At 62.0% G+C, this 15970-nt stretch carries 15 protein-coding genes; 3 read left to right on the forward strand and 12 right to left on the reverse strand.

Annotated elements, in window-relative coordinates; translation table 11 throughout:
• Positions 1–14 precede the first annotated feature (14 nt).
• The 5 genes from ACZ5C3_RS08645 to ACZ5C3_RS08665 are packed head-to-tail and all read right to left on the reverse strand — an operon-like array spanning position 15 to position 4135.
• Positions 15–911 carry an efflux RND transporter periplasmic adaptor subunit gene (locus ACZ5C3_RS08645; RefSeq protein ID WP_464036895.1) on the reverse strand — a complete coding sequence of 299 codons (897 nt, stop codon included), beginning with the start codon at positions 909–911 and terminating at the stop codon, positions 15–17.
• A complete protein-coding gene (locus ACZ5C3_RS08650; RefSeq protein ID WP_464036896.1) occupies positions 908–1117 on the reverse strand; it encodes a DUF1656 domain-containing protein in 210 nt (69 codons plus the stop codon). Before ACZ5C3_RS08650 ends, ACZ5C3_RS08645 begins: the two co-directional genes overlap by 4 nt.
• Positions 1114–3180: an FUSC family protein gene (locus ACZ5C3_RS08655; protein WP_464036898.1), complete on the reverse strand. Its 2067-nt coding sequence runs from the start codon at positions 3178–3180 to the stop codon at positions 1114–1116. Before ACZ5C3_RS08655 ends, ACZ5C3_RS08650 begins: the two co-directional genes overlap by 4 nt.
• Positions 3181–3182: 2 nt before the next feature.
• Entirely contained in the window at positions 3183–3653 is a 471-nt protein-coding gene (locus ACZ5C3_RS08660) for a MarR family winged helix-turn-helix transcriptional regulator (protein ID WP_464036900.1), read from the reverse strand.
• Positions 3654–3709: 56 nt separating this feature from the next.
• Positions 3710–4135 carry a MerR family transcriptional regulator gene (locus ACZ5C3_RS08665; protein ID WP_464036902.1) on the reverse strand — a complete coding sequence of 142 codons (426 nt, stop codon included), beginning with the start codon at positions 4133–4135 and terminating at the stop codon, positions 3710–3712.
• 66 nt (positions 4136–4201) lie between these two features.
• Between ACZ5C3_RS08665 and ACZ5C3_RS08670 the strand changes: the two genes are divergently transcribed.
• Positions 4202–4951 carry a cation efflux transmembrane domain-containing protein gene (locus tag ACZ5C3_RS08670; protein WP_464036903.1) on the forward strand — a complete coding sequence of 250 codons (750 nt, stop codon included), beginning with the start codon at positions 4202–4204 and terminating at the stop codon, positions 4949–4951.
• Positions 4952–4956: 5 nt separating this feature from the next.
• Here the strand turns inward: ACZ5C3_RS08670 and ACZ5C3_RS08675 are convergent, their stop codons facing one another.
• The 4 genes from ACZ5C3_RS08675 to ACZ5C3_RS08690 form a co-directional block, all read right to left on the reverse strand.
• Entirely contained in the window at positions 4957–8118 is a 3162-nt protein-coding gene (locus tag ACZ5C3_RS08675) for an efflux RND transporter permease subunit (protein WP_464044649.1), read from the reverse strand.
• On the reverse strand, positions 8115–9503 hold the full coding sequence (locus ACZ5C3_RS08680; RefSeq protein WP_464036905.1) for an efflux RND transporter periplasmic adaptor subunit: 1389 nt from the start codon (positions 9501–9503) through the stop codon (positions 8115–8117). Before ACZ5C3_RS08680 ends, ACZ5C3_RS08675 begins: the two co-directional genes overlap by 4 nt.
• Positions 9500–9907, reverse strand: a complete 408-nt coding sequence (locus ACZ5C3_RS08685; RefSeq protein WP_464036906.1) for a FixH family protein — start codon at positions 9905–9907, stop codon at positions 9500–9502. The genes ACZ5C3_RS08680 and ACZ5C3_RS08685 overlap by 4 nt, the downstream gene beginning before the upstream one ends.
• Positions 9908–10001: 94 nt before the next feature.
• Positions 10002–10469, reverse strand: a complete 468-nt coding sequence (locus ACZ5C3_RS08690; RefSeq protein ID WP_464036908.1) for a hypothetical protein — start codon at positions 10467–10469, stop codon at positions 10002–10004.
• A 151-nt stretch (positions 10470–10620) separates the two neighbouring features.
• Here ACZ5C3_RS08690 and ACZ5C3_RS08695 point away from each other — a divergent pair, with 151 nt between their 5' ends.
• The gene (locus ACZ5C3_RS08695; RefSeq protein ID WP_464036910.1) at positions 10621–11079 is read left to right on the forward strand and encodes a DUF1203 domain-containing protein; all 459 of its coding nucleotides are present in this window, start codon (positions 10621–10623) and stop codon (positions 11077–11079) included.
• 143 nt (positions 11080–11222) lie between these two features.
• Positions 11223–12245 carry an LLM class flavin-dependent oxidoreductase gene (locus tag ACZ5C3_RS08700; protein ID WP_464044650.1) on the forward strand — a complete coding sequence of 341 codons (1023 nt, stop codon included), beginning with the start codon at positions 11223–11225 and terminating at the stop codon, positions 12243–12245.
• 6 nt (positions 12246–12251) lie between these two features.
• Here ACZ5C3_RS08700 and ACZ5C3_RS08705 read toward each other — a convergent pair whose 3' ends face one another.
• From ACZ5C3_RS08705 to ACZ5C3_RS08715, 3 genes are all read right to left on the reverse strand, one after another.
• Positions 12252–13349 (reverse strand): enolase C-terminal domain-like protein, encoded by a 1098-nt coding sequence (locus ACZ5C3_RS08705; RefSeq protein ID WP_464036914.1) that lies wholly within the window; start codon positions 13347–13349, stop codon positions 12252–12254.
• 602 nt (positions 13350–13951) lie between these two features.
• On the reverse strand, positions 13952–14104 hold the full coding sequence (locus tag ACZ5C3_RS08710; protein ID WP_464036916.1) for a hypothetical protein: 153 nt from the start codon (positions 14102–14104) through the stop codon (positions 13952–13954).
• Positions 14105–14457: 353 nt separating this feature from the next.
• Positions 14458–15741 carry a DUF892 family protein gene (locus ACZ5C3_RS08715; RefSeq protein WP_464036917.1) on the reverse strand — a complete coding sequence of 428 codons (1284 nt, stop codon included), beginning with the start codon at positions 15739–15741 and terminating at the stop codon, positions 14458–14460.
• Positions 15742–15970: the final 229 nt, after the last annotated feature.

A 15970-nucleotide genomic window follows, 5' to 3' on the forward strand; every position in this document is an offset into this window, starting at 1 on the left:
GACGTTTTGCTTTCTCAGAACAGCTTCGCGACGCTCGTTCCGTCCTTCGGATGGATCTCCACCGTCGCGGTACGGCCGGCAACAAGCTTCGTGGTTGCGGGAACGTTGTCGAGTGCGATGCGTACCGGCACGCGCTGGGCGAGACGCACCCAGCTGAATGTCGGCGTGACATTGGCGAGCAGGTTGCTGCCTGCGGTGCGGTCGCGGTCCTCGATGCCGGCGGCGATGCTCTCCACATGGCCATGGAGGCGGTTGGTGTCGCCCATCAGATGCACAGTGACGTTGTCGCCCACATGAATGCGCGGTAGTTTCGTTTCTTCGAAATAGCCGTCAACATGCAGGCTGTCGGTATCGACCAGCGCCATGATGCCCTTGCCCGCAGCGACATAAGTGCCCGGCCGCAGATCCATGTTGGAGATGATGCCGTTGACGGAGGCACGCACTTCGCTGCGGTCGAGATTGAGCTGAGCCACCGCGCGATCCGCGATCGCCTGATCATAGGCCGCCTTGGCCTGCAACTGGGTGGCCAGTACCTGCTCCTGCTTCTGTTGCGAAACTTCGTCGTGGGTGAGGCCGCGATAGCGCTTCAGGTCCAACTCCGCCTGATCGAGCATGGCATGGCGGCCGGCGATGACGGCGTCGGCCTGTTGCAGGGCCAGCGTGAAGCGCTCGCGGTCGATGCGAAACAGCACGTCGCCGCGTTTCACCTGCTGATTGTCTTTCACCAGGATGTCGGTGACGAGGCCGGAGACATCCGGTGCCACGCTGACGATGTCGGCACGGACGCGGCCGTCTCGGGTCCATGGCGCTTCCATGTAGTAATCCCACAGATACACACCGACCGCGAGCGCGGCGGCGACCGACAGCGCTGTGACGAAGAGGCGACGGATGAAGTCGAGAGGCTTGGTCATGACAGGTACCCGGAAGACAGATAGACGACGCCGCCGAGCAGGCAGACGTACAAGGCAAGATCGAACAGCGCGCGATGCCACACGAAGCGATAAAAGCCGGTGCGTTCAGCCAGCCGGCGCAGCAGTGTGCCGAGTGCATAGGCGACGATGAGCCACATCAGCAGCGTCGGTACGAAAACTCCGAACAGATCGAGGTCGTATCTCATGCGGCTACACTCCGCGCTGTCTGCTCAGCGGCGATCGGCTGATAGGGGAGGGCTGCAGGGAAAAGGCCGCGGCGAATGCCGACGAGGCCGATCAACGCATCGCCGCGCACATCGTCGCGCGCTTCGCTCATCACGTCAGTAAGAGCGCGATCGATCCGCGCGAGCAGCTCTGCCGGCATCTCGCCGCCGTCATGCTTGCGGAAGTTCTGCGCAAGCTCGTCGAGCATCGCATCCATCGCGGACAACGCGTGCGGCGGCAAGCCATGACGGGCGCGGCGCAGGTCCACAATGTTGAGGCCGACGCGCACGTCGCGCAGGCTGTCGACAGTGTGCAGTCCGCTGTCGGGCAGCGCGGCAAGCCGTGGCGCCAGCAATCCGATACGGTTGATCATTAATCCTGCAAAGGTGGCGCGGTCGCGGTTGCCGCGTTGTTCGGCGGTGAGCGCCACAGCGGTCCAGCTCTGGCGCATCAAGCGGCGCACGCTCCACTCCGCACCTACGGAACGCGCCAGCCGGGTGATGATGATCGCGAGCTCGGTTCCGAGGAGAAAGGCGATGCTCGCATTCACGAAGCCCGCAAAATCGGCGCTGTAAGTTTCCTGCAGCGCCATCACGCTTGCGGTGTTCACGGCAAGCAGCATCCCGATGAAAAGCGTTGCCGGCCGCGCGGCCAGGAAGCCGAACAGCAGGAATGCGGGCGCGAGCGCCAGCAGCAATAGTTCAACGCGGGAAATGGCGGGCAGGATGGCGAACAGATAGATAGCAGCAACGATAATGGCGACGATCGACCAGTTGGCGAAACCGCGCAGGCCGACGGTCGGATCATCCTGCGTCGCGAAGAACGCGCAGCCCACCGCCGCCATCATCGGCGCCGAAGCACCGTCGACCCAGCCGCCTGCGATCCAGAACGCGCAACAGACAAGCACGACCAGCACGGCACCTGCCGCTGACCACAGCGCCATGCCGTGATCGATGTGTCTTGCCGCAGCCGCGCCGCCTTCGGGACGAAACGCCAACTCCACGCCGGGCGGGCGGTGGCCATCTGCGATGGCGTGATTGAGCGCGCGGCAGTCGTGCGAAATATCCACCAGTTCGCGCAGCCGCATCAGCAGGTTTGCCACGATGATCTCGTCCCACGACGAATTGGAATTCAGCGCCGGTTGCTGGGCTGCGATGGCGGCGCGCAGCTGTTCGGCAGGCTCGCGTTCGGTATCGCTCACGCCGACCCAGCGGGCGAGGTCATCAACGAGGGTCATCAACGCTGGGTGCGTTGTGCGCACGTCCGGGCCGAGCGCTGTGAGGCGGTCGCCGATGGAGGCAAGCAGCGGCAGCAACATCAGCATGCGCAGCCGCAGCGCGCGCATCCACCGCACCACGGCGGGATCGACCGTTGGATCATAAGCGAGATGATCCGACAGCGTGTCGATCTCGATCGCATCGGCAGCAAGTTGCAGCCGCTGTGCACGCGTTGCTTTTTCGGCGTCACCACCGGCGAGCACGGTCTGGCTGAGCTGTTGCGCTTTGAGAAGCCAGGTATCGACCCGGGACGACACTGCTGCTCCGACGCCGCGCGGCAGCACGATGGTGGAGACAAGGCTGGCGCAGACGATGCCAAGGATGATCTCTTCACTGCGCGACACCGCGACATCGAAAATCGTGCCGGGCTCCGACACCGCGGGAAAACCGATCAGCGCGGCGGTATAGCCCGCGAGCATGAACATGTAGCTGCGCGGTGTGCGGTCGAGCAGCGAGAGATAGAGGCAAAGCCCGATCCACAGTGCGATCGCAAGGCTTAGCAACTCCGGCGCGTTGGCGAGATTGGGCACCATCACCACGGTGGCGGCGGCCCCGATCAACGTACCAGCCACGCGGAAGAATGCTTTCGATCGCGTTGCGCCGGCCAGCGGCTGCGACGCGATATAAACGGTCGCGAGCGCCCAATAAGGCCGCGGCAGATCCGCCCACAGCGCGATCAGCAGCGCCAACACCGCAGCGGCGAAGGTCTTCAGCGAGAAGATGATGTCAGCGTGACGAACCAGGAATGGCGGACGAACGGCTGTCATGATTACGCATCCACATCCTCGGCGATCTCAAGCGAACGCAGCGCAGCCGCTTCGATCCTGCGCAAGACGTCGAAGGTGGTCGCCAGTTCGTCGGCGGAAATGCCCTTGTAAATCTCGGCGCGAACCCGGCGCAGCACGCCGTGCATCTCCTCGACCTTGGCTTCGCCGAGCGGCGTGATCTGAAGCATCTTGGCGCGGCGGTCGGTCGGGTCTTCCTGACGCTCCACTAGTCCTTCGGCGGCGAGCAGATCGATCAGGCGGACGAGGGAGGGGCCTTCCATACCGAGTTCTTCGGCCAATACGCCTTGGCGGACCCGTTTGCCCCCGCGCGCGAGCATGCGTAGCGGATGGGAGGTTGCTTCCGAGATGCCGTGCTCCGCCAAGACCTGATCGACCCGGCGGCGCCAGATGCGCGATAGCCGCAGGACCAGGAGGCCGAGTTCCGATTGAACGTGGGATTGTGTGAGTGCCATGGCCAATTAGATAGCATCCTATCTATTAGGCCGCAAATGGTTTTGACGCTATCTATTCACCTTGCGGTGAGGGCGCCGTCGGCGTCGTGGGGTTCGGACAATGCCTCGATAATTCTGCATTCAGAAACGCGGCCATGACCGCATTCCACGATCATCCGACGAAGCTCTTCGCGAAGTGTCGAAAGCTGCGCGATGCGTCGATCGACATCGAGCAAGTGCCGCCGTGCGATGACGTCCACTTCCTCGCATGAGCGCTCGGGCTGACTGGAAAACGTCAGCAATTCGCGAATATCGTTGATCTCAAATCCGAGATCGCGCGCGTGCCGAACGAAGTTCAACCGCGCGACATCCTCCGGCCTGTAACGCCGCTGCTTGCCTTCCGTCCGAGGAGGCGCCGCCAGCAATCCAATGCTTTCATAATAGCGGATCGTCGGGACCTTGATGCCCGTCAGCCGGGAGACTTCACCTATTGCGTAATCCATTTTGTCCTTGAACCTCTAGTCGCTAGAGGTTGTACGCTCTTTTCCGACCATCGAAAAGGAGCCGCCATGGCTGACCAATGCTGCAGCTCGCACGACAAGTGCGGCACACCGAGTGCCATCGAGATTCCAACCGAGCGCGGAAACTCGGCCACAGCTTTCGGTACATCCGGCGATGCCTGTTGCTCGGGCGGCGTGCCGGTTTTTGATGGTATGGATCCCCGTTACAAGCGCGTCCTTTGGACGGTGATCGCAATCAATGGCCTCATGTTTCTGGTCGAGACAGTCGCCGGTCATGTGGCGGGCTCACAAGCCCTCAAGGCCGACGCGCTCGATTTTTTGGCGGACACTGTGACGTACGGCCTGAGCCTGTGGGTTATCGGGGCCAGTATCAAGGCGAGGTCTACCGCCGCGCTTTTCAAAGGCCTCTCTTTGAGTGTCATGGCCGTATGGGTGTTCGGGTCCACTGTGTACCGAGCTTTTGTCCTCGGCCTGCCGAGCGCGGAAGTCATGGGCAGTATCGGCGCGATGGCGCTGGCCGCCAACGTGACATCGGTCCTGCTGCTGATGCGCTACAAGGATGGCGACGCCAATGTTCGCTCGGTCTGGCTTTGCTCCCGCAACGACGCAATCGGGAACATCGTTGTTATGATCGCCGCGCTGGGCGTTTGGAGTTCATCGTCTGCGTGGCCGGACATTGCCGTGGCGGCTCTGATGGCGGGAATATTCCTCACATCATCTGTGCAGATTCTCCGGCAAGCCTGGAGCGAGTATCGCGCCGACGGCGTCCACCTCAGACCAGCCGAAGAACACAGATGAGGCTCCTATTCCGCCGGGTGAATGCGAACCTCTCCAGCTTTGCTATCAGTTGTAGTCGTTGCGAATTGTTGCGCTTTCACCAATCCGAAGATCGCAGGGATGACAATCAACGTGAGAACCGTCGATGAGATCATGCCGCCGATCATCGGCACGGCAATGCGCTGCATGATCTCTGAGCCGGTGCCGGTGCTCCACATGATCGGCAGCAGGCCCGCCATGATGGCGACCACCGTCATCATCTTGGGCCGCACCCGTTCCACCGCACCTTCCATGATGGCGTCGTAGAGATCGCATCGTGTGAATGCGCGGTTTTCGTTCGCGCATTGCGCCTGCCGCTCTGCGAGAGCGTGGTTGAGGTAGATCAGCATCACCACGCCGGTCTCGGCAGCAACGCCCGCAAGCGCGATGAAGCCGACCGCGACGGCAACAGACAGGTTGAAGCCGAGCCACCACATCAGCCACAGCCCGCCGACCAGCGCGAACGGCAGCGACAGCATCACGATCAGGGTCTCCGTGATCGAACGGAAGTTGAGATAGAGCAGCAGGAAGATGATTAGAAGTGTGACTGGTACGACGATCTTGAGCCGCGCCGTGGCACGTTCGAGATATTCGTACTGGCCGCTCCACATCACGTAGGCGCCGGGCGAAAACTGAATGCTGGCTTCCACCGCGTGCTTCGCGTCCGCAACGTAGCTGCCGATGTCACGATCACGAATATCGACATAGATGTACGTCGCGAGCTGTCCGTTCTCGGTGCGGATCGTGGTCGGCCCGCGTGCGGGTGTGACCTTCGCCACTTCGCCGAGCGGCACCGCGCCGCCTGCGGGCATCGGTACCAGCACATCGCTGGCGATGGCTTGCGGACTGTCGCGTAGGTCGCGCGGGTAGCGCATGTTGACGGTAAAGCGCTGGCGGCCTTCGACTGTCGTCGTGACGGTCTGGCCGCCGAGCGCGGTGGCGATGGTGTCCTGCACGTCCTGCACCATGATGCCGTAACGTGCCAGTGCTTCGCGATCCGGCGTCACGTCGAGATAGTAGCCGCCGATGCCGCGTTCCGCGTACGCCGACGACGTGCCCGGCACGGCTTTCAGCACCTGTTCGATCTGCTTCGCGAGTTTGTCGATTTCGACGAGATCGGTACCGATCACCTTGACGCCGATCGGTGTTCTGATCCCGGTCGACAACATGTCGATGCGCGCCTTGATCGGCATGGTCCATGCGTTCGAGACGCCAGGAAACTGCAGTGCTTTGTCCATCTCGGCAATGAGGCTGTCCACGGTCACGCCGGGTCGCCATTCTTCCCTCGGCTTCAGGTTGACGATGGTCTCGAACATTTCCGAGGGGGCGGGGTCGGTCGCGGTCGCGGCGCGCCCCGCCTTGCCGTAGACCGATGCCACTTCCGGAAACGAGCGGATGATCCTGTCCTGCGTCTGCAGCAGTTCGGCGGCCTTGGTCACGGAAATGCCGGGCAGGGTCGTGGGCATATAAAGAAGCGTGCCCTCGTTGAGGTTGGGCATGAACTCGGTGCCGAGCTGACGCGCGGGCCAGACCGTCACCGCCAGCACCGCGAGCGCCAGTGCGATGACGAGAACCTTCGCGCGCAGCACGCCTTTGATCACCGGACGATAGATCCAGATCAGGAAGCGATTGATGGGATTTTTGTGTTCGGGAATGATCTTGCCGCGCACGAAGATCACCATCAGCGCGGGCACCAGCGTCACCGAGAGTAGGGCAGCGGCTGCCATCGCAAAAGTCTTGGTGAAGGCGAGGGGGCTGAACAGCCGCCCTTCCTGCGATTCCAGCGTGAAGATCGGCATGAATGACACGGTGATGATCAGCAGGCTGAAGAACAGAGCCGGTCCCACTTCGGAGGCGGCCCCAATAAGAATACTGCTGCGCGATTTCCCCGGCTTTGCGCGTTCGAGATGCTTGTGGGCGTTCTCGATCATCACGATGGCCGCATCGACCATGGCGCCGATGGCAATGGCGATGCCGCCGAGACTCATGATGTTGGAGCCGATCCCGAGCAGCTTCATGGCGCCGAACGCCATCAGTACGCCGACGGGAAGCATCAGGATCGCCACCAGTGCGCTGCGGACATGCAGCAGAAACACCACGCACACCAGCGCCACCACTATGCTTTCTTCGACCAGTGTATGCCTGAGCGTGGCGATGGCGGCATGGATCAGGTTGGAGCGGTCGTAGACCGGGACGATCTCGACGGATTTCGGCAAGCTGCTCGCGATCTCGCGGAAACGCTTTTTGACGTTGTCGATGACGTCGAGCGCATTGACGCCGAAGCGCTGCAGGATGATGCCGCTCGCGACTTCGCCGTCGCCGTTCAATTCGGTGATGCCGCGCCGCTCGTCCGGGCCAAGCTCGACGCGGGCGACATCGCGCAGCAACACGGGCGTGCCGTTGTTCGTCTTCAGCACGACGTTGCCGAGGTCGTTGATGCTTTTGAGGTAGCCCTTGCCGCGAATGACGTATTCGAATTCGGAGAGTTCGACGGTTCGCCCGCCGACATCGGCATTGCTGGCGCGGATGGCATCGCGCATCTTCTGCATGGTGATGCCGAGATCGCGCATGCGCTGCGGATCAAGGATCACGTTGTACTGTTTGACGAAGCCGCCGACACTGGCGACTTCCGCCACGCCTTCAGCCTTGGCCAGCGCGAATTTCAGATTCCAGTCCTGGATGGTGCGCGTGTCGGCGAGGTTCAGTTCTTTCGACATCACCGCATACTGGTAGACCCAACCGACCCCGGTGGCGTCCGGTCCGATGGTTGGCGTGACGCCTGCAGGCAATCGCGAACTGGCACCGTTGAGAAACTCCAGCACGCGTGAGCGCGCCCAGTAAATATCGGTGCCATCCTCGAAGATGACGTACACGAACGAGACGCCGAAGAATGAGAAACCGCGCACGACTTTCGATTTCGGCACCGTCAGCATCGCGGTCGTGAGCGGATACGTCACCTGGTCTTCGATGACCTGCGGCGCCTGTCCCGGATATTCCGTGTAGACGATCACCTGCGTGTCGGAGAGATCGGGGATCGCATCGAGCGGCAGATGGATCAGAGCATAGATGCCCGCTGCGGCGGCAAAGCCGGTGCCGAACAGCACCAGCAGAAGGTTGCGTGCGGACCATGCGATGAGGCGGGCGATCATGGCTGGTCTCCCGCGTCCGAGAAGCCTTTCAGGGCAGCCTTCAGGTTGCTTTCCGCGTCGATGAGGAAGTTGGCCGAGATCACGACGGGCTCGCCGTCCGTGAGGCCATCGCGGATTTCGACATAGCCGTTGCCACGGCGACCCAGCTTAACCTCGCGTGGTTCGAAACGGCCTTCGCCTTTGTCGATGAGGACAGCCTGTCGGGTGCCACTGTCCAGAACAGCACTTTCGGGAACAGCTAACACCGGCTGGGCTGCGCCGGTGTCGATATCGGCATCGACATACATATCGGGGCGAAGCAACTCGTCCGGGTTCGTGAGTTCGACACGGATCCGTGCGGTGCGCGTTTGCGCATTCAAATGCGGATAGATCAGCGACACCGTGCCGGAGAAGCTTTGCCCTTGCACCGCGCGCGGCCGAACAATGACCTTCGCTCCGAGCGAGACTTGGGACAGATCACGTTCGGCGACGTCAATCACGACCCAAACCATGCGATGGTCGGCGATCCGGAACAGCACCTCGCCAGGAGCTGCTCGCATCCCGTTTACGGCCTTGCGTTCCAGGATTTCACCGTCTTGCGGGGCTAGCCAGGGCACGGAGAGCGAAATCTCGCGTGTGCGTTCAAGTTCGGCGATGGCTGCGTCAGGCGTATCGAGATTTTCCAGTCTTCGCCGCGCACCCTTCAAGGCCCGGCCCGTCGTCCCAGCACCCAGCGCCGTAAGGTATTCGGCGGCGGCGCTGGAGAGCGCAGAGCTATACACCTTCATCAACTCCTGGCCTTTATAGACATGCTGGCCGGTGGTGACGTCCGCAACGGATTCAACAAACCCCTCAAATCGCAGTGCGACGACGGACACACGACGTTCATCCTCCTGGATCGTCCCGAATGCTTTGACCGTCGACTTGATCGCGCGACGCATCGCGGGTTCGGATTTCGCGCCGGTGCGCTGGATCTTGCCAGGCGTCAGCTTCACCGAGCCGTCGTCAGTATCGTCGCCTTCAAACACCGGAATGTAATCCATCCCCATGGAGTCCTTCTTGGGCATGGGTGACGTGTCCGGCAATCCCATGGGATTGCGGTAGTACTTGATCTTGCGATCGGCGCGCGTCGTCGGTGCCGGCTTGCTTTCGGCTGAAGGCTCCGCATCCGACAGCACGGGCACGTAGTCGCGCCCGTCCGGCGTCTTTGTCGGCGTCGGCGAGTACAGCGGTTTGCCGTCAGGGTCCTGGTAATAGGCAGGCGCAGATGCGGCGTCGTCCGCCGCAGCAGGAGTGGCGATGACGTGTGTGAACGTCGCGGGCCGCTTCGCGCCGGCCACGACGAACGCGCCACCCGCCGCCGCGATCAATGCGACGGCGGAGGCAGCGGCAAGCGCGCGGTTCATTTTCGCGCCGTGATGACGAGCTTGCTGTTCACGGTGCCGGTTTCGCCTTGCACCTTCGCGCCGAGCGCAAGTTGCCAGCGTCCCTCCATGCCGAAGGTCGCCTTGAACTTGTAGGTGCCGGGCTCAGTGCCGGGGACTGGCGTGACCTTGGTCGCCATTTCGCCCATGCCATCCGGCGACATGTCGAGACGGCTGGCGATAATGACGGCATCCGGCACCGGCTTGCCGGTGCGGGTGTCGAGAAGGCGGACGGTGAGCACGCGGTCGGCGCCTTCCTGCACCGTTTGCTCAACGAGTTCGAATTTGTAGTCGTTGATGTCGGCGAGGGCAGCCGTGCTCGCGCTGCCGAGTGCGGCAGCGATCAGCGCGGCCTGCACGGCGCGCGCGAAGTTAAACGTCGTCATGGTTTCAAATCCTCTGATGTCCTGAATCTGCCGCGAGGCGGCATGCGTCATGCGCGCGTCAAGGCGCGCAACGGCGAACGGCGCGAGGCGCCGCTCAGATCAGGTGCCGAGGAGGATGGTCGGGAGGGGGATGATCGAGGCCGGCGAGAAGGGCGTCGTCATAAGCGGACTGAACGGTCCGGACCGGCGAGCGCATCGGGAGCATGTCGTCCATCGACGGATGGGCCTGCGCAGTCTTGAGCGTGCAGAGCGCCATCAATGGGCAATCGGGGCAGGCGTCGTTCTTCTTGTCGTTCGGGCAGCAGGGCATGTCCGCCGCCATCGGCTCCATGCCCGTCATGGACGCCATGTCATGCGTATCCATGGCCTGCATCGAATCCATGTCGGACATATCCGCCATGGATTGCATGTCCGGCCCGGCATCCGCGTGCGACATCGCATGCATGCCGCCACCCATCATACCAATGGTCTTCGCGCTCGCTGGCGTCACCAGCGGTGCAAAGGCCAGCCCTGCGATGATGAGCATCGCAAGCGGCAGGGTAATGAGGCGGCGGAGTGTCATGCCTCATATAATGGCATGTGGCGCGGGCGCGAGAAAGAGGTGCTGTTTCACAACTCTGCCAGCTGTGAGCCATAGTTGCGCGTCCGGAATCGGGTGGCTGCGGCGGGACATCGGCGACAAATTAGGGGCACGCAACGCAAGGAGCGGCACCATGGACTTTCGCATCGTCGGACTACCAGCTGAAAACTTCACCCACCTGTTCACATTGTCGGATCGCGAGCTTGCGGCCGCGGGCGGCGTCCGCCGCGTCGCGGATTATCCCTATCCCTGCCGGGTGAGCCTCACGGACGCCGAGCCGGGCGAGGAGCTGGTGCTGGTCAATTACGAACATCATCCGGTAGATTCCCCTTACCGCATGCGGTTTGCGATCTTCGTGCGCCAGGGTGACGAGACCTACGACAAAGTGAATGAGATTCCTGAACAACTCCGCAAGCGCGTGCTGGCTGTGCGATCGTTCGATGACAATGGCATGATGGTCGCGAACCGGCTGGTGGACGGGCAAGAGGTCGAACCCGTGATCACGGAGCTACTCACGCCCGCGCATGTGGCCTATCTGCATATCCACTTTGCCGCAGCCGGGTGCTACGCGGCCAAGGTGGAGAGGGCATAGGAGAGAAAAGATATAAGGAGGAAAGGGTATAAGGGCGAAGTTGTCGATCGCGCCCTAACATTCCGCGCCGCTTCACATTATATGTCGTCTCCCGTGCCAACTGCGTGCGCGCCATGACCCATGCTTCTCCCCCGGAGGCGACGTTGATTCCGTTTTCTGTTCTGGATCTTTCTCCGATCGGGGAAGGCAGCACCGCGGCACAGGCCTTTCGCAACACTGTCGATCTCGCCCAGCACGCCGAGCGATGGAATTACAAGCGGTACTGGCTTGCCGAACATCACAATATGACAGGCATTGCCAGCGCCGCGACCTCGGTGGTGATCGGCCATGTGGCGGGCGCCACTAAGACGATCCGCGTCGGCTCCGGCGGCATTATGCTGCCGAACCATTCGCCGCTGGTGATCGCCGAGCAGTTCGGCACGCTGGAGTCGCTTTATCCCGGACGCATCGATCTCGGGCTCGGCCGCGCGCCGGGCACGGACCAGCGCACCGCACGAGCGATGCGCCGCGATCTGATGCAGGCCGCCGAAAACTTCCCGCAGGATGTTCTGGAATTGCAGGCGTTGCTCGGCCCGGTGCAACCGGGGCAGGCGATCCGCGCGGTGCCGGGCGCGGGAACGAACGTGCCGCTCTGGATCCTCGGCTCCAGCACATTCGGCGCGCAACTCGCCGCCATGCTCGGCCTGCCGTTCGCGTTCGCCTCGCACTTCGCGCCACAGTCGCTGATGGAGGCGCTGGAGATTTACCGCATGCGCTTTGAGCCGTCAGCGCAGCTCGACAAGCCTTACGCCATGGTCGGTGTCAACGTGTTCGCGGCGGAGACTGATGCGCAGGCGAAGCGCCTGATGACGTCGCTGCAGCAGCAGTTCGTCAATCTGCGCCGTGGCACGCCGGGGCAGCTCAGGCCGCCGGTGGACAACATGGACGATCTCTGGTCGCCCGCCGAGCGCGTCGGCGTCGAGCAGTCGCTGGCCTATTCGGTGGTCGGCACGCGTGATGCCATTGAGCGCGGCCTGCGCGCCATCATCACCGAGACCGGCGCGGATGAACTGATGGTCACCGCGCAGATTTTTGATCACGCCGCGCGGCTGCGCTCGTTCGAGATCGCTGCCGAGGTGCGCGATGTACTCGCCGCCAAACGCGCGGCGGCCAGTGCTGCGATGTGACGCTGTTCAGGCCAGCCGGTATTTGGCGACGGCGTCCTTGTCCCAGGCGAGGCCGTTGCCGGGGCGGTTGGGGATAATGGCCTTGCCGTCCTTGATCTGCAGCGGCTGCTGCAAAATAGGATCGGCCCAATCGACATATTCGAGCCAGTGGCGTCCCGGCGTCGCGGCCATCAGATGCGCACTCACTTCGGGGAAAAGATGAGACGACACTTCGCGGTTGTATGCAGCCGCGAGTCCCACCGCGCGCTGCCAGCCGGTCACGCCGCCGATCCTGTCGAGATCGAGCATGATGTAATCCGATGCGGCGGCTTCCAGCGCCGCCGCCATTGGCGGCAGGCCAGTGAAGTTCTCGCCGATCTGGATGGGTGTTTTCGCCGCCTGCGCGATCAACGCCATGTGGCGGTAATCATCGTGCCGGATCGGCTCCTCGATCCAGTAAATTCCTTCCTCATCGAGGGCGAGGGCGTATTCCATTGCGCTGGAAAAGGTCAGGGCCTGATTGAAATCGACCATCAGCCGCACCGCGTCCGGCAACCGCTTCCGGACTGCCCTGACGGTCGCGAGGTCATGATCCATATGGCTTCGGCCGAGCCTGAGTTTGACGGCGGTGAAGCCGCCTTCCAGCAACGCTTCGGCTTCATCGGCCGCCGCTTCCGGAGACATCAATCCCAGTCCGTTGCTATTGTAGGCGAGGATCGGCTGAGGGCTGGCACCGAGATAGGTTGCGAGCGGCATGCCGGCGGATTTCGCGGCTGCATCCCACACCGCTGTATCGACCGGTGATGCGACCATGGTGATCGGTCCGGCAAGGCCGGGAAGCTTGAAATAGCGCGAAACCGTCTGGGCAAGGTCGAGCGGGACCAGAGGTTGGCCTGCGAGCTGTTCGCTCAGTTCAGCCACGATCGGCACGAGCGACCGCGCGATCGATGGCAGGTAACACCACGCGTAGCCATGGCCCTCGATGCCGTCCTCGGTGAGGAGATCGACCAGCAGCAGGCTCGCCTCATCGATGCGTTTAGCGCTGGTGCCGAGCGGCAGCTTCATCGGCACTTTCACCGCGGTGGCAGAGAGAGAACGGAGTACGGGCGTATCAAGGGTTTTCAATGTGCTTCCTCCGCAAATCCAGGCAATAGCCTCACCGGATCCCTCCTGATTATCTGTTGTGACGGGCTGACCGATCTAGAATGCCTCGCGCCCGCTGGTCAACGGCACGCGGCGCAGCGATGCCACGGTGGAAATGCAGATTGCACTGGTGGGAGAAAGCTCGGCCCGGCCGGCGGCATCCCGCTCTCATGGCAAAGGGTTCCGGCCGGGCCTTAGCCGCTGCTCTCGCTAACGACAGATTTTCAACCGGTCACAGATCGGCGCGTTCCTGCAGAGACGAGCGCGTCTCGGGGAGTTGATGGTTGATGAGATCGCCCACAAGGCGTTATCGCAAACTGGAAACGCGCAAGACGAAGGCCGGTTGGCGGGGAGAGAACGACGCCCCAACCGGCCTTTCGCTTCCCGCGCCGCGACGACAGGCGGCTGCGGTAAAATTTTGTACGCGACCCGGCAGGCTCATGTCAGACCTGCCGGGCCAGGTCTCGCCGTCTGGAATTAGGAGGGGAGCGACGGCGACGACCACGCGCACTTTGTTAAACAACGAGTGCGGGAAACGTTCCGACATTGTGAACGTGTGGTCATGGATGTTGATCGTTGGAAGCTCAGCTCATGAATGTCATGGTGTAGGCAAGGATCGCGATCAGGGCGACGCCGCCAAAGGCCGCTATGCCAAGGCAGACGCGCTGGGGCGTTGAAACCGTATCCAGAACGTCCCTGTTTTCGATGCGTTCGCGAAGTGTATGCTGGTTCTCCATCGCCTTGGTCCCTCGTCAGAGTGGGGCGGGAGCGCGACGGTCTCTCGGTCACCGATGGTTTTGCCGGGAGCTTCGCGACGAAGCAATTGTGGACCGGGCTTGGAAAAACGGCGAGTCCGTTATTTCACGAAATTCACGGAACGATGTAGCCGCCACAGGAAGGGCCAATTGCTGCACGGCAGCGGCGCGGGGCAGTACCCGTTATGGCGCCAGCCAGATGCAGAAAAGCCCGGCCGGCATGCTCATAGGGAAGCAAACCGGCCGGGCCTTTGATCACGCTCTGTGGTTTCCGTGATTAGAACGCGGCTCCCGCGAAATCGTTCCGGTTCCACGCAAAGTCCGGTGTGAACTCCTTAAATCGCTTCTTCCGCACTCTCAATCGCGGCAGGCATCTTGGCGACCGACATCAGCGTTCGTGAGACCTGGTTCAGCAACTGATCGGAATTTTCCTCTTCGGCGAGCGACTTCGACAGCAGTTCCACGAGAGCGCTGTGGCGAAGCTGCAAGGCGAGATTCTTTGCAGTCGTATAGGAGGAAATCTCATAGTGCTCGACCCGCTGCGCCGCGCCGATCAGCGCGAGGTCCGCTGCCGCATCGTCTTTTGACTTTCCAGCGTCCATCACTTCCTGGCCTTCCTCGACCAGGCCCATCATGCCTTTGCAGGGCTTGGCGCGTACGGTTGCGCCCAACAATGAGAGGCATTCATTGAGCCGCTCGACCTGGCCTTCAGTTTCCACGAGGTGCTGGTCGAACAATTCGCGAAGACGCTCGAAGCGGGCAGCCTTCGCCATTTTCGGAAGCGCCTTGGTGAGCTGCTTTTCGGCGTGCAGGATGTCGCGGAGTTCGTCGATCAGAAGGTCGTTCAGTCCCTCAGGTGCCGTGGGCGGTGAACTCTCGGTCTTGATGACGGACGCCTCTTCACCCGGTGGTTGAGCCTGAAGGGCAGGCGCGCTCACGAACTCCCAATCGCCACCCTCGTTCCAGGGGCCGCGGGTATCGATTTCGCCTTCGTCGCCCGCGCCAGTGGAGTCATTGAAGAACTGATTGACCAGTCCCGGCGTGGGCGCGAGCTTGCCGATGGAGAATGCGGGCTTGTTCATACTCTCCAGCGCCGCCGCGAACGCCTTCATGTGTGTGATCTCGCGCGTCATCAGGAACTGCAGCGCGTCCTTGCTGCCGGCATCGTCGCAGAAATTGATCAGCCGCTCGTAGACGATCTTGGCCCGAGCCTCGGCGGCTATATTGCTGCGCAGATCGACATCGAGTTCGCCGGTGATCTTCAGGTAATCGGCGGTCCAGGGATTACCCTGTGAATTGAACAGATTGACGCCGCCGCCGCCCGCAATGGCGATGAGGGGATCGGCCTCGGCTTTCTCGCGATCGAACTTCATCGGCTTGAGGTGCATGCGCGCGAGGCAGCCCACGATTTCCAGATGGCTCAGCTCTTCGGTGCCGATATCCATCAGGAGATCTTTGCGATCCGGATCTTCGCAATTCAGGCCCTGAATGGAATATTGCATGGCGGCTGCGAGCTCCCCGTTCGCGCCACCGAACTGTTCCAGGAGCATGTTGCCGAAGCGAGGATCGGGTTCGTCGACGCGAACGGTGTACATGAGCTTTTTAACGTGATGATACATGGGAGCCTCAGAGGCTGGAGGAATAGCATTGGACAATGCCTCGTATTCACGGGTGTTCCTGTTGCTTGGTTCTTTCGGGCCGCGACGGCCCGAGTGAGGTGAAGCTCGATAAACGAAGCGGTTCGCTAATCTTGGATCCCTGTTCCATAACGACGACAGACAGTGATGTGATCGGGAGACTGAATGGCGGATGCGATCTTCGATGGCGGCATGGGAACGAGCTGAAGTG

The organism is Afipia dichlorophenoxyacetatis (assembly GCF_055386385.1).

Bases quoted from the DNA above. Each gene is read 5' to 3' on its own strand.
- ACZ5C3_RS08680 (WP_464036905.1), bottom strand. From the start codon at position 9,503: ATGAACCGCGCGCTTGCCGCTGCCTCCGCCGTCGCATTGATCGCGGCG.
- ACZ5C3_RS08690 (WP_464036908.1), bottom strand. From the start codon at position 10,469: ATGACACTCCGCCGCCTCATTACCCTGCCGCTTGCGATGCTCATCATC.
- ACZ5C3_RS08715 (WP_464036917.1), bottom strand. From the start codon at position 15,741: ATGTATCATCACGTTAAAAAGCTCATGTACACCGTTCGCGTCGACGAA.
- ACZ5C3_RS08660 (WP_464036900.1), bottom strand. From the start codon at position 3,653: ATGGCACTCACACAATCCCACGTTCAATCGGAACTCGGCCTCCTGGTC.
- ACZ5C3_RS08645 (WP_464036895.1), bottom strand. From the start codon at position 911: ATGACCAAGCCTCTCGACTTCATCCGTCGCCTCTTCGTCACAGCGCTG.
- ACZ5C3_RS08675 (WP_464044649.1), bottom strand. From the start codon at position 8,118: ATGATCGCCCGCCTCATCGCATGGTCCGCACGCAACCTTCTGCTGGTG.
- ACZ5C3_RS08695 (WP_464036910.1), top strand. From the start codon at position 10,621: ATGGACTTTCGCATCGTCGGACTACCAGCTGAAAACTTCACCCACCTG.
- ACZ5C3_RS08685 (WP_464036906.1), bottom strand. From the start codon at position 9,907: ATGACGACGTTTAACTTCGCGCGCGCCGTGCAGGCCGCGCTGATCGCT.
- ACZ5C3_RS08650 (WP_464036896.1), bottom strand. From the start codon at position 1,117: ATGAGATACGACCTCGATCTGTTCGGAGTTTTCGTACCGACGCTGCTG.
- ACZ5C3_RS08670 (WP_464036903.1), top strand. From the start codon at position 4,202: ATGGCTGACCAATGCTGCAGCTCGCACGACAAGTGCGGCACACCGAGT.
- ACZ5C3_RS08655 (WP_464036898.1), bottom strand. From the start codon at position 3,180: ATGACAGCCGTTCGTCCGCCATTCCTGGTTCGTCACGCTGACATCATC.
- ACZ5C3_RS08665 (WP_464036902.1), bottom strand. From the start codon at position 4,135: ATGGATTACGCAATAGGTGAAGTCTCCCGGCTGACGGGCATCAAGGTC.
- ACZ5C3_RS08710 (WP_464036916.1), bottom strand. From the start codon at position 14,104: ATGGAGAACCAGCATACACTTCGCGAACGCATCGAAAACAGGGACGTT.